General features: G+C 67.7%; 6 protein-coding genes. 3 read left to right on the plus strand and 3 right to left on the minus strand.

Translation table 11 applies throughout. The features are described from left to right. The first annotated feature begins 327 nt into the window (after nucleotides 1-327). The gene (locus VSR71_RS12335; RefSeq protein ID WP_342914137.1) at nucleotides 328-4,134 is read left to right on the plus strand and encodes an alkyl sulfatase dimerization domain-containing protein; all 3,807 of its coding nucleotides are present in this window, start codon (nucleotides 328-330) and stop codon (nucleotides 4,132-4,134) included. Nucleotides 4,135-4,324: 190 nt separating this feature from the next. Here VSR71_RS12335 and VSR71_RS12340 read toward each other — a convergent pair whose 3' ends face one another. The 3 genes from VSR71_RS12340 to VSR71_RS12350 all read right to left on the minus strand — a co-directional run bounded on the left by VSR71_RS12340 (nucleotide 4,325) and on the right by VSR71_RS12350 (nucleotide 8,104). After that, nucleotides 4,325-6,424 (minus strand): acetate--CoA ligase family protein, encoded by a 2,100-nt coding sequence (locus VSR71_RS12340; RefSeq protein WP_342914138.1) that lies wholly within the window; start codon nucleotides 6,422-6,424, stop codon nucleotides 4,325-4,327. 73 nt (nucleotides 6,425-6,497) lie between these two features. Then, the gene (locus tag VSR71_RS12345; RefSeq protein ID WP_342914139.1) at nucleotides 6,498-6,896 is read right to left on the minus strand and encodes a Zn-ribbon domain-containing OB-fold protein; all 399 of its coding nucleotides are present in this window, start codon (nucleotides 6,894-6,896) and stop codon (nucleotides 6,498-6,500) included. Nucleotides 6,897-6,937: 41 nt separating this feature from the next. Continuing rightward, nucleotides 6,938-8,104 carry a thiolase domain-containing protein gene (locus tag VSR71_RS12350; protein WP_342914140.1) on the minus strand — a complete coding sequence of 389 codons (1,167 nt, stop codon included), beginning with the start codon at nucleotides 8,102-8,104 and terminating at the stop codon, nucleotides 6,938-6,940. Between the two features lie 333 nt (nucleotides 8,105-8,437). Between VSR71_RS12350 and VSR71_RS12355 the strand changes: the two genes are divergently transcribed. After that, the gene (locus VSR71_RS12355; protein ID WP_342914141.1) at nucleotides 8,438-12,442 is read left to right on the plus strand and encodes a LuxR C-terminal-related transcriptional regulator; all 4,005 of its coding nucleotides are present in this window, start codon (nucleotides 8,438-8,440) and stop codon (nucleotides 12,440-12,442) included. A 261-nt stretch (nucleotides 12,443-12,703) separates the two neighbouring features. Further along, on the plus strand, nucleotides 12,704-13,276 hold the full coding sequence (locus tag VSR71_RS12360; protein ID WP_342914142.1) for an AMP-binding protein: 573 nt from the start codon (nucleotides 12,704-12,706) through the stop codon (nucleotides 13,274-13,276). The last annotated feature ends 1 nt before the right edge of the window (nucleotide 13,277 follow it).

Here is a 13,277-nt window from a genome sequence, read left to right on the forward strand (position 1 = left end):
ATATGATGCAGCCGCGCGATGCGCCGGGCAGGTGGTGGCGGTGATGCCGTCGATGCGCCGACGACGGTAAGCGGCAAACGTCGTCCCGATGTTCCGCTTCATCTGAAACAGCCTCCGCCGCCATGCTCGGGCCGCGCTCCCCGCGTTGGGTGGGGCGGAGTTCGTGGGAGACGGTGACCATGGCTGCCTGAAGGCCTCTATCCGTCATGCATGCATGGGACTCATGCCGCAACTGCTGAGAAAGAGACGACTTAAGACGATTCAGGACGACTTAAGACGGCGTAGGACGGCATGAGTCACCAATCAAAATTCCAAAGAGAGACAGACATGCAAGCCCAGTACGACTACATCGTTATCGGCGCAGGCTCTGCAGGTTGTGCCGTGGCTGCACGACTCGCGGACAGCCGCGTGGGCAGTGTCGCCCTGCTGGAGGCAGGCGGCCATGACTTCAACCCGGCGATCACCATTCCCATCGGCATCGCCTCGACGGTGCCCAAGCCCGGCCCGTTCAACTACGGCTACGCCACGGAGCCGCAGCCGGCGCTCAACGAGCGTGTCGGCTACCAGCCGCGCGGCAGGGGCCTGGGTGGCAGTTCGTCGATCAACGGCATGATCTACATCCGCGGTGTCCCGTCGGACTATGAGCGCTGGGCCGCGGATGGTTGCGACGGATGGGGCTGGGAAGACGTATTGCCGTACTTCAAGCGTGCGGAGCGCAATGAGCGTCTCGGTGGCCAGGCCGAGGATGCCTGGCACGGCGGCCAGGGTCCGCTGGACGTGGTCGACACGCGTTCGATCAATCCGTTCGACCGCCGCTTCCTGCAGGCCGCCGAATGTGCGGGCCTTCGCTACAACCCCGACTTCAACGGCCCGGAGCAGGAGGGCGTGGGCTTCTTCCAGCGTACGCAGCGCGACGGCGAGCGCTGGAATGCCGCGCGTGCCTATCTCCACCAGGGCAACCGGCAATCGATCAATGGCGGCCGCGACAACCTGGCTGTGCTGACCGACACGCAGGCCCTGCGTATCGTGTTCGAAGGCAAGCGTGCGGTGGGCGTGCTGGTCGAGCGTGGCGGCGAGCAGTTCACGCTGCGCGCGCGCCGCGAGGTCATCCTCAGCGGTGGCACCTTCGGCTCCGCGCAACTGCTGATGGTGTCCGGCGTCGGCCCCGCCGCGCATCTGCGCTCGCACGGGATTGCCGTGGTGCATGACGCGCCCGGCGTTGGCCAGAATCTGCAAGAGCATCCGAACCTTAAAGTGCAGGAGCGCGTGTTCAGCACCGACCTGTATGCGTTCAGCGTGCGCGGCGCGATCCGGCTGTATGGCGAGTGGCGCCGCTACAAGCGCGAGCGCTTCGGCATGTTCGCGTCGAACATCGCGGAGACAGGCGGCTTTATCAAGAGCGATCCCTCGCTTGCCGACCCGGACCTGCAGCTGCATTTCTCCACGGCACTGAGCGATCCCGCCGCGCGCAGCGCGCATGGCTACAGCCTGCATGTCTGCGTACTGCGCCCGCATAGCCGCGGCCAGGTCCTGCTGGCGTCGCCTGAGGTGCGGCAGGCACCGCGTATCGACCAGAACCTGCTGGCCGATGCGCGCGATGTCGAAAGCATGCTGGCCGGACTGCGCGTGGTGCGCCGCATCCTCGACCAGCAGCCGTTCCGGCGCCTGGGCGGCCGGCCGCACAACTACGCGGGCCTGCGCTTCGACGGCTCCGACGACGCCGCGGTGCGCGAGTTCATCCGCGCGCGCACCGACATCATCTTCCATCCGGTCGGTACCTGCCGCATGGGCGGCGACGCCGCTTCGGTGGTCGATCCGCAACTGCGCGTGCGTGGTGTCGAGGGCCTGCGCGTGGCCGATGCGTCGATCATGCCCACGCTGATCGGCGGCAACACCAATGCAACTGCGATCATGATCGGCGAGAAGGCCGCCGACCTCGTGCGCGGCATCGAGCGCGCCAGCGGCGTCGTCTTCGTCCAGCCGCGCGCTGCAGCGGCGCAACCTGCCGCCGCGACGGCAATGCCCGAAGCAATCGCTCCTGCAGCCCGCACCAATCATCACCGACTCGCCGCACTGGCCGCCGGATTGGCGATGGCTACGTCCGCGCAGGCGGCGGACGCGCCTGCGATGGCCACGCAGCCGAAGCCAGCCAGCGCCATCACCGCCGCCGCTAACGCCGCCGTCCTGCAGCAGTTGCCGTTCGATGACCGCGCCGATTACGAGGCTGCGCAGCGTGGCCTGGTCGTGCCATTCCGTGGCCAGATCCACGATGCACAGGGGCGGGTGGTCTGGGATACCGCGACCTATGACTTCCAGCAAACACCCTGGACGGCTGCCAGCGGCGTGGCAGGCTCCGGCCAGAGTGCGGGGATGATCCGCGTGGCGGACCAGAAGCCGCAGGTGCGGGCCGACACGCAGGCAAAGGTTCCCGACAGCGTCAACCCGAGCCTGTGGCGCCAGGCACAACTCAACAACTATGCGGGCCTGTTCCGGGTCGCGGACCGTGTCTATCAGGTGCGCGGACTCGATCTCGCGAACATGACGATCATCGAGGGACAGCGCGGCATTATCGTGGTCGATACGCTGACCAGTGCGGAGACGGCAAAGGCGGCGCTTGACCTCTACTACGCCAATCGTCCGCGCAAGCCGGTTGTCGCGGTGATCTACACCCATTCGCATGCCGACCACTTTGGCGGCGTGCGCGGCGTCGTGGATGAGGCCGACGTGAAGGCCGGCAAGGTGGCCATCTACGCGCCTGACGGCTTCATGCACGAGGCCGCGAGCGAGAACGTGTTCGCAGGCAATGCCATGTTCCGCCGCGCGCTCTACCAGGCCGGCAGCGGCGTGCCGAGGAACGAGCGTGGCCAGCTTGACACCGGAATCGGCAAGTCGGGCTCGATTGGTGGCACCCTCAGCCTGATCGCACCGACCGTGCTGATTACCAAGCCGTACGAGACGCGCCGCATCGACGGTGTCGAAGTCGAGTTCCAGTTCACGCCCGGCACCGAAGCGCCGGCGGAGATGAACTTCTATCTGCCGCAGATGCGCGTGCTGTGCATGGCGGAGAACGCCACACGCACCATGCACAACATCCTGACGCCGCGGGGCGCCCTGGTGCGAGATCCGAAGGCCTGGGGCAAGTTCCTCGACGAAAGCCTGGTGCGCTATGGCGACCGTGCCGAGGTGCTGGTGGCGCAGCACAACTGGCCGACGTGGGGCGGCGAGAACATCCGCACCCTGCTGGCCGACCAGCGCGACATGTACACGTACCTGAACGACCGGACCCTGCACCTGCTGAACCAGGGCAAGACGCCGATGGAGATCTCCGAGGCCATGCAGAAGCTGCCAGGCAACCTCGAGAAGACGTGGTACACGCGCGGGTACTACGGCTCGCTCAGCTTCAATTCACGGGCCGTGTACCAGCGCTATCTCGGGTTCTACGATGGCAATCCGGCACACCTGAATCCGCTGCCGCCGGTCGAGGGCGGAAAGCGCTATGTCGAAGCCATGGGTGGCGCGGACAACGTGCTCAAGCTGATGCAAAGCGCGATGCAGAAGGGCGACTACCGCTGGGCGGCCGAGGTCGGCAATCATCTCGTCTTTGCGGCCCCGGACAACAAGGCCGCGCGCGATGCCCAGGCCGATGCGCTCGAGCAGCTTGGTTACCAGGCCGAGAGTTCGCTCTGGCGCAATATGTACCTGATGGGCGCATCCGAACTGCGCAATGGCACGCGCCCGCTCCCCGGCCGCAACGCCGCGGATATGGTCCGGGCGCTGGAGCCGTCAATGTTCTTCGACTTCATGGGGGTGCGGCTGGATTCGGAGAAGGCGCAGGGGCATGACATGACGCTCAACTGGGTGTTCTCGGACCTGAAGAAGCCCTTTGCGGTGACGTTGCGCAACGGCGTGCTGACCTATCGCGAAGGGGTGCGCAACCCGAGGGCGGATGTCACGGTCACCATGACCAAGCCGACGCTGGATCGCATCAACCTGCGGCAGATTGACCTCAAGACGGCGCTGGCGCAAGGGACCATCAAGGTGGAGGGGGATGGCAACAAGCTTGGCGAACTCATGGGAATGATGACGGTCTTCGATCCGTCATTCGAAATCGTCACGCCGAACTTGAAGCGTTGATGGACCAGTTGGTGCAGTGGGACGCCCCCGGGGCCGGAATGGTCTCGGGGGCTTGTTGTTTGAGGGCGTAGTGGTGTAGTCGAGGTCGGGCACCACGTTGGACGGACGGGCCGGTCTGCCTTCGCCAGGCTCCGGGAAGGCAATGGCAGCGGCACCGGCGTTCTTCACGCCGATGTGCCCGTCACCTTGTTTACTCCCCCCGGATCTCAATCACCGCATCCACCGCATACGCCCCTTCTCCCTCCGGCATCGCCAGTACCGGATTCAGGTCGATCGACTGTAGCCGGGGCCCCGCAGCCACGGCGAACGCCGAGAGCTGCGACAGCGCGCGCGAAAGCGCCGGGATGTCCGCGACCGGGCGCCCACGAGCGCCCAGCAGCAATGGAGCCCCCTTGATCGAACGAATCATGGTCTCTGCAACATCCGGCCCGAACGGGCAGCGATGGAACACCACGTCCTTGAGTACTTCGACGAACACGCCGCCAAGGCCGAACATGGCGATCGGCCCGAAGACCGGGTCGCGGTGGATGCCCATGATGCATTCCACGCCGCCGACGAGCTGCCTGGCTACCAGCACCCCTTCGATGCGCGCATCGGGCACGGCCTTGCGGGCGCGTTCCAGCAGCAAGGCGAAGCCCTCGCGCACGGCGCCTTCGCTGGTGACATTCAGCAGCACGCCGCCGATCTCCGACTTGTGCAGGATGTCCGGCGACAGGATCTTGAGCACGACCGGGAAGCCAATCCCGCACGCGGCGCGGACTGCGGCTTCCGCATCGGCGCATGCGAGTTCCGGTGCGCTCGGAATACCGGCTTCGGCGAGCAGCGCCTTGGCCTGGGCTTCAGTGGGCGTTGTCGAGGGCAGGGTGACAGCGGCGACCTGTGGTGCCGGCGCCGCGGACTTGCCCGCAAGGGCCCGGCCGAAGCGGCCCATCGCAGCGATGGCGGCTACGGCACGATTCGGGTCGCCGAATACCGAGAAGCCTGCCTCCTCGTAACGCGCCATGATCTTCGGATCGCCCTTGCCCACCATGACATAGAGGCGGTCCGGATGGCGCTTGCGCAAATCGCCGAGTTGCTGGAGCAGCGCTTCGGCCGCGACCGGGGAGCCTGCGGCATAGCTGAAGAAGGCCACAAGCGTTGCGTAGCCGCCTTCGGACATCATCGCTTCGGTGAATGGGGTCACCAGAGCGGTGTCGTTGATGAACTGCGCGGTGACGTCCACAGGGTTGCGCGGCGAGCAGATCGGCAGCATTTCCAGCATGCGGGCCTGTGCGGCGGCGGGCATCTCGGGCATGCGGATGCCGAGATCCTCGGCGGCATCCGAGATGATGACGCCGGCGCCGCCGCTGACGGTGACCACACCCAGCGTGTTGTCGACCGGGAAAATGCGGCGCGATGCCAGTTGCAGGATGTCGATCATCTCTTCGGTGGTGCGCACGCGTACCACACCCAGCTCTTCCAGCACTGCGCTGACCACGGCGTCGTCGCCAGCGATCGAGGCGGTGTGCGAGCGCGCTGCCGCACCGCCCAATTCGCTGCGGCCGACCTTCATCATGACGACCGGTTTGCCCGCGGCGTAGGCGGCCTTGATCGCGTCGATCAGGCCCGGGCCGTCGCTGATGCCCTCCGAATACACGGCGATCACGTCGGTATTCGGGTCCGCCGCCAGCAGGCGCACGATATCGCCGACATTCAGGTCCGCTTCGTTACCGGTCATGAAGATGCTCGACGGAAACACGCCAGCTTCCATGGCCGAGCTGACCAGGTGGCTGCCGTAGGCGCCGGATTGGCTGACGATGCCAACACGGCCGGGCCGGGGCTTCGCCTGGCTCGCGAACGTCGAGAAGCTGGCGATGAAGCCGTTGTGCATGTTCGCCATGCCCAGCGTGTTCGGCCCGAGCAGGCGCATGCCGGCACGGCGCGCGATGGCGACCATCTCGGCCTGCATGGCAGCGCCTTTCTCGCCGATCTCGGCGAAGCCCGCGGTGAACAGGATCGCGGCGCGCGTGCCACGGTCAGCCAGCGCCTGCACCGCAGGCAGCGCCTGCGCGGCGGGAACCGCGACGATCGCCACGTCGGGGACTTCCGGCAAGTCGGCCACCGATGCATAGGCGGGAAGACCCTGCACCGTGGCCCGGTTCGGATTGACCGGCAGGATGCGGCCGGCAAAGCCGCTGGCGAGCATCGAGGAGATCGGGCGGCCGCCGATGCGGGTGGGCTCATCGGACGCGCCAATGATGGCGACCGAGCGGGGATCGAGCAGGCAGTCCGGAATGGCAGGGGAAGTCATGGCAGTGAGTCGGTGTGCGGATGTTCTTGAAGGGATGGCCAGCCCCGGCACAGGTGCCGGGGCTGGCAGGCCATCAGACGGGCCGGAACGTCGGCAGCGGCGGGCCGTTGTCGGTCGGCGTGAAGGTCAGTTCGACCTGCTGGCCGATGCGCACTGTGTCGAGGTCGCAGTCGACAATGCGCGTCATCATCGTGACGCCCTCGTCGAGCGTGACATAGGCCATGCAGAACGGCGTCGGGCCGGCGCGGCGCGTGACACTGTACGAATAGACGGTGCCGCGGCCGGCCGATGCCTTCCAGGCGGTCTCGCCCATGCAGAACGGGCACAGCGTGCGCGGATACCAGTGCGGCTTGCCGCAGTCGTTGCAGTGGCGCAGGAGCAGGCGGCCTTCGCAGGCGGCGGCCCAGAACTCGGCGTTGTCCGGCATCTCTTCGGGCGCCGTCAGGACTTGGGGAGTGAAAGGAGTGCTCATGATGAGGTCTCAGTGATTCTGTGTGGGATGCTCGGCGCGGCTTACTCGCGTTCGAGGATCAAGGTGGCGCTGCCATGGCGCGAGCCAAGCAGGCCGCCGGTGCCTTGCGCCAGGGCGATGTCGCAGTTCTTCACCTGCACCGCCGGGTGCGCTTCGCCGCGCAGCTGGCGCACCGCCTCGATCACCTTGGTGATGCCGCCGCGGTTGGCCGGGTGGTTGTTGCACAGGCCGCCGCCATCGGTATTGAACGGCAGCTTGCCGACGCCCGAGATCAGGTTGCCATCCATCACGAACTTGCCGCCTTCGCCCTTGTTGCAGAAGCCGAGGTCTTCGAGCTGCATCAGTACGGTGATGGTGAAGCTGTCGTAGATCGACGCGTATTTGATGTCGGCCGGCGTTACGCCCGCTTCTGCGAACGCGGCTGCGCCCGAGAACTTCGCCCCCGACCAGGTCAGGTCGACGTGGCCGCCCATCTGGCCCTTCACATATTCGCCGGCGCCCAGCACCTTGACCCTCGGGCGGTTCAGCTTCGCGGCGATTTCCGGACGCGCGACGACCAGTGCGCCGCCGCCATCGGACACCACGCAGCAGTCCAGCTTGCGCAGCGGGTCCGAGATCATCGGCGAGTTCAGCACGTCTTCCACTGTCACGACCTCGCGCAGCATCGCGTTCGGGTTGTACTGCGCGTGGTGCGACGCGGCGACCTTGATCCACGCGAGCTGTTCGGCCGTAGTGCCGTATTCGTACATATGGCGCATGGCGACCATGGCGTACGAGTTGACGGTCATCGGGCTGAACGGCATTTCGAAGGGCGAGTCGGGCAGGCCGCTGCCCCAGTTGCGTGGCTTGGTGCCGCTGGAGCCTTCCGAGCGCGGCCGGCCAGCCAGCGTGATCAGCGCCACGTTGCACTTGCCCATGGCGATGGCCTGCGCGGCATGTGCCACATGCACGAGATACGACGAGCCGCCGGTCTCGGTCGAGTCGACATGGCGCAGCTTCAGGCCGAGGTAGTCGACCATGTTGAGAACGCCGAGGCCCGGCGCGTCGCCGGCGCAGAAATAGCCGTCGACATCGGCCAGCGTGAGGCCGGCGTCCGCCAGGGCGCCCTTGGCGCTTTCCGCGTGCAGTTGCGCGACCGACTTGTCCGGCGCCTTGCGGGTCGGGTGTTCATAGGCCCCGACGATGTATGCCTTGCCTTTGATGCTCATGCGTTGTTCCTTGGGTCGGATGGTTGGTTGGTAAGGGGATCCTCTCGCGTACGGAAGGACCGTGGGCGAGTCCAGGCCTGGGCAGAACCGTGGCCAGGTTTGCGGCATATGTCTGGTAGCGGGACGCGCGGTCAGCCGGGTAACTCCCGACCGCATTTGTCTACGAGGTATGGTAGCATTATCCGTAGTTTCGTAGTCAATAGAAAAACGGAGACGAAAACCCGTGCGCCCGGCGTGGCGTTTGCGCCGCAGCCTTTGCGACCAGTCCGTGCTGCCCGCCTGTCCGATCGCTCGTACCGGTAGCGTTTCCATCCGCCAGCAAGGGGAACCACTATGCGCATCGCATCCCGCATCCTCCTGAGTGAGACAGAACGGACCGAACTGGAGGCTTTGTCCGCCGCCACCGTGGGAAACCTGCGCCTGGCGCAGCGCGCGCGGATGATTCTCCTGGCGGCCGCCGGGTGGCAGAACAAGGACATCGCCGCACAGATCGGCGTCGGTCGCGTGCAGGTGGCGCGGTGGCGCGACCGGTTTGCCGCGTCGCGGCTGGCTGGCATCGAGCAGGATCTGCCGCGCGGCGCGCCGCCTGTGCGCACCGACGTGGCCCGCCTGGTGGCGCTGGCCCGCGCCGCTGGCCCGGCGGCGCTCAGTACCCGCCAGCTTGCCGCCGAACTGGGCGTCAGTCCGGCAAGTGTGTCGCGCCACTGGCGCGCCAGCGGGCTGCCGCCCCGGCGCGGCCTGGCGGTCGCGGACGAACAGCCTGGTGCCGCTGGCGTCACCCTGCGCGCAATCGAGATCGCCGGTATCTACGTTGCCGGGCCGGAACATGCGATCGTCGTGGCGCTGGAGGTGGACGCCGTTCATGCGGGCATGGCCCCGGCATCGGACGCCGCCGCACGCAACAGTGCTACCTACCGCCGTACGCTGGCCGCCTCGTTCATGACGGCGCTCAAGGTCATCGATGGGGGGGCGGCGCCGGCCTTTCAGGACGGCCGGGCATGCGGCTGGCTTACCTTCCTTCACGCGCTGGCGGAACATAGCCCGCCGGGGCGCCAGCTGCTGATCCTCACGGACAACCCCGTCTCGCACAACGCCCCGGAGGTGCGGGATTTCATCGCCGGGCAGTCCTGGACAGTCAGCTTCGCCGCCGGGCAAGCGGCCTGGATGCGCGCCGTGCAGCGTCTGCTGCGTGATGCGGCTGAGGGGCTGTCCGCGGGCATTCCGCAAGTGCTGGCTGCGATCGGCGAACATGCGCTCGGGCCGTTCCGTTGGATTCGCAGTGCTGGCGATGCCGGAGTTCCGCAAGGGCAGGGGGCCTTGCCGCGTCCGTCCGCCACGCATGCGGCACTCGTGCCATCGACTGTTGCGTACCCGGCTGTCGGACGTCCATTCGACGCCCGTACGGACGCTGTGCTCGACACGGTGGCCACGCTGGCGTCCGCGAAGCCGGGCGCGCCAAGGCAGTTTTCCGCGATGCCGGCACAGGCCTTCCTTTCGCTCGTACCCGGTCTCGACGCGCGGCCCAGGCCGCTGCGCCCGCTGCAGCCGGTGGCCAGCGCCAAGCTGCTGCCGCCCCGGCACGCGCGCACGCTGCTGCCGCGCGAGCGCCTGATGAACCGGCTGCTCGACGCCCGCCGCCAGCGCTGCGTGGTGATCCAGGGCCAGGCCGGCGCAGGCAAGACCTGTACGCTCATGGCCTGGCGCAAGGCGCTGATTTCGCTCGGCTTCGACGTGAGCTGGCTGGCGCTGGCCGCCGAGGACAACGAGCCGACGCGCTTCTTCGACTGCCTGCTCGCCAGCCTGGCCGAGATCGATCCGGGCATGGCGCGCGATGCCGCCATGCAGGTCGGCGGCGCGGAGGACGACGCCATCGAGCAATGGGTGATCGCGCTCGTGCAGACGCTGGCCCCGCGCGAGCGCGAACTGGTGCTGATGATCGACGACCTGCACCACATCACCGACGCGCGCATCTACCGCGCGCTGCAGTGCCTGCTCGACTACGCTCCCGCGCATCTGCACCTTGCGCTCAGCTCGCGCAGCGCACTACCGCTCGCGCTGGAGGCGCTGCGCGCGCAAGCCCTGCTGTCCGAGATCGACATGCGCGATCTGCGCTTTACTGCCGAGGAGTCCGTGCGTTTCCTGGAAGACCAGCTCGGCGCCATCGCACCGCGCGACGCGGCCGCGCTGCACGAGCTGACCGACGGCTGGGTGGCCGGGCTGCAACTGTTCGCGGTGGACCTGCGTGCGCGCCACGGCGCCGACTATCCGCTCACGAAAGTGCGCGACCCGCGCACGTTTGCGGCGTTTTTCGAGCGCGAGGTCCTGGGCCTGCTGGCGCCCGACGACCTGGCGCTGCTCACGCGCATGGCTACCTGCCACCGCTTCTGTGCGGACCTGTGCGCGGCCATGCCGGGCGAAACTGAGACGCCATCTCGCATCGGCGACCGCCTCGCGCGTCTCGAATCCGACAACCTCTTCATCACGCAGGTGGACAGCCAGGACCGCGATGTGTGGTATCGCATCCACCCGCTGCTGCGCGAAACGCTGCTGGCCAGGCTGGGGCCGGGCAAGAACGGGTTGGCCGATATGTCGGAATCGCACGCTGCGAACAATGTGGATGCAGATGGCGCAAACAACGCAAGCGACGATCACGGCCCGTGCGCGCACGGCGCCGCACGCGAACTTCATGCTGCCGCGTGGCGCTGGTTCGACCGGCGCGGCCATCTCGACGACGCCGTCTATCACGCGGTGCGCGCCGGCGATGCCGACGCCGCCGCGACAATGGTCGAAGGATGCGGCCACGCCCTGCTCAAGCGCGGCGAACTGCCCCAGTTGCTGGCTCTGGTGCGGCGGCTGCCCCGGGAGCAGCACTACAACCGCTTCGGCCTGCTGGCCCTGGTTTCATTCCTGCAGCTCTATATGCGCGATGTCGACGGCCTGCGTCGCAGCCTGGAGCGCCTGGAGCTACTTTGCGACCGCACCAACGCCGTGCAGCAGTACATCGTCTGCCTGCTGCGCGCGGGCCGCGCCGTGCAGGTCGACGATCCCGACCGCGTGCTCGGCATGCTGCCGGCGCTGTGGGCAATTCCGCCAGAGGCGGACGACCTGTGGTGGACCGCGCGGCGCAACGTGCTGTCGTGGCTCTTTATCCTGCGCGGCGAGTACGACGAGGCACGCCGCCTGCAGGACGACACCGAGCGCCGCAGCAGCGTGCCGCGCAGCAGCCTGTTCGGCCGCTACATCACGGCGATGAGCCTGGTCATGGAAGGGGAGATCGAACGGGCGGGGCGCTGTGCGCGCGAGGTGCTGCGTGAGTCGGAACGGCAGGGCGTGACGTTCCTCGGACTCACCTGCATGGCGGCAGGCCTGCTGGCCGACATCCAGTATGAGCTCAACGATCCCGAGGGGGCCTGCCAGTTGCTGGAGCCGCGCATCGGCATGCTGGAACGCGTGTCGTTGCCCGACGTGGTCCTGCGCGCGCTGACGTTGCTGTCAAATGCGCACTGGCTGGCAGGCAGGCGTGCCCAGGCCAGCGCCTGCCTGGATCGGCTCGCCATGTACGCCGCGCGCAACAACCTCGATCGCCTGCAGGCTGAGGCGCTGGCCCTGCGGCTGCGACGGCACTTGCAGCAGGCCGAGACGGAGCGCGCCAACACGGTGTTCCGCGAGTTGCAGCAACTGGCCCGACGCCATGCGGGCGAAACCGGCACGGTGTCGCGGCAGATTGCGCTGGCCGCTGCGCGGGCCGAGGCCGAGATGTCCCTCTATACGCAGGACTACGCCGCCGCTGCCGCGCGCCTGGAAGACTTGCTGGCCCGCGAGGCAGGCGCCAAGCCGCTGCGCATTGCCGCGCTGTGGCTGCAGCTCGCGCTGGCGCGACAAGCCTCGGGGAACGCGCGCGGCGCGCGTCCGGCTTTCCTGAGCGCGATGCGCGCCGGTCATGGGGCGGGCCTGATCCGCACCTTGCTCGATGTCACGGGCGGGGCCCCGCAAGTGTTCCAGGAGCTTGCCGGCGAAGTCATCGACGAGCCGGTGCTGGCGTTCTATGCGCGGCGGTTGCAGGCGGCGGCCGCCGTGTCCGAGGCCGCGGCCTCGCCCCCGGCGGCGGAAGCGGCACCGATTGCCCTGCTGAGCGAGCGCGAGCGCGAGATCCTCGGGCTGCTTGCCCAGGCGATGTCGAACAAGAAGATCGCCAGCGTGATCAACGTGTCGCCGGAAACGGTGAAGTGGCACCTGAAGAATATCTACGCAAAGCTCGGCGTCAACGGCCGTGGCCGGGCGGCGGCGCGGCTGCGCGATATCGTGACGCAGGAGCGGGGCAGCGCACTGGCCGCGTAAGCGAAGAACCACGGCGGCAGACACGAGACTACAGGACGCAACCACTCGAGCAGGAGCATGCAGTGCAAGGCGGGCCCGGCAACGGGCCCGCCTTTGCCGCTTATGCGCCATTACAAGCGCAGCATTAAGTCCCGGCTAAAGTCCCGGCATAAGTTCCACCCCTGCCGTCCACCCGCGTCGGGGAGTACCCCCCGAACGCGTCGGCCCCGATGATGGACTCAACAAGGTAGTCGTACCGGATTTCCGGAGTTCCATCGCGTTATGTCCAGCAACTCTACGCCCGCCGTTCACCTGCCAGCCGGCGATCCGTCCGCAGCCCGCGTCAGCGGCTGCGCGCTGTTCCGCCGACTGGAAGCGTTGGCGCAGGCGCAGCCCGACACCATCGCCGTGGGCAGCGCCACCTACCGCGACCTGCTTGACGCCAGCCTTGCGCTGGCCGGCTACATGCAGCAGCGGCTCGGTGTGCGTCCGGGTGACCACGTGCTGCTGATGCTGGAAGACGGTGAGTCGTCCGCCATTGCCACCTATGCCGTTGCCCGGTGCAGCGCCACGGCCATTGCGCCCGACGCGCATGAGGACGGCGCGGAGATCGCGCGGCAGACCGCGGCGCACGGCGTGCAGGTGGCGATCGCCCCGACCGGGGCATTGCCGGCGCTCGCGCCGCTGCTTGACGACGGGTCGCTGTATGGCTGCATCGTGCCCGGCGCGGTCCAGTACGCGCGGCCGGGCGTGCATGACCTCGCGGGGGCCGTGGCGGCCGGTATCGCGCCGGTGCCGCTGCCGGCAGGTCACCGCTCCGGCGATGGGTGTGGTTATCCGGACGCTGCCTTGTGAG

It is taken from the genome of Cupriavidus oxalaticus, assembly GCF_038900635.1.
Classification (GTDB): domain Bacteria; phylum Pseudomonadota; class Gammaproteobacteria; order Burkholderiales; family Burkholderiaceae; genus Cupriavidus; species Cupriavidus oxalaticus_B.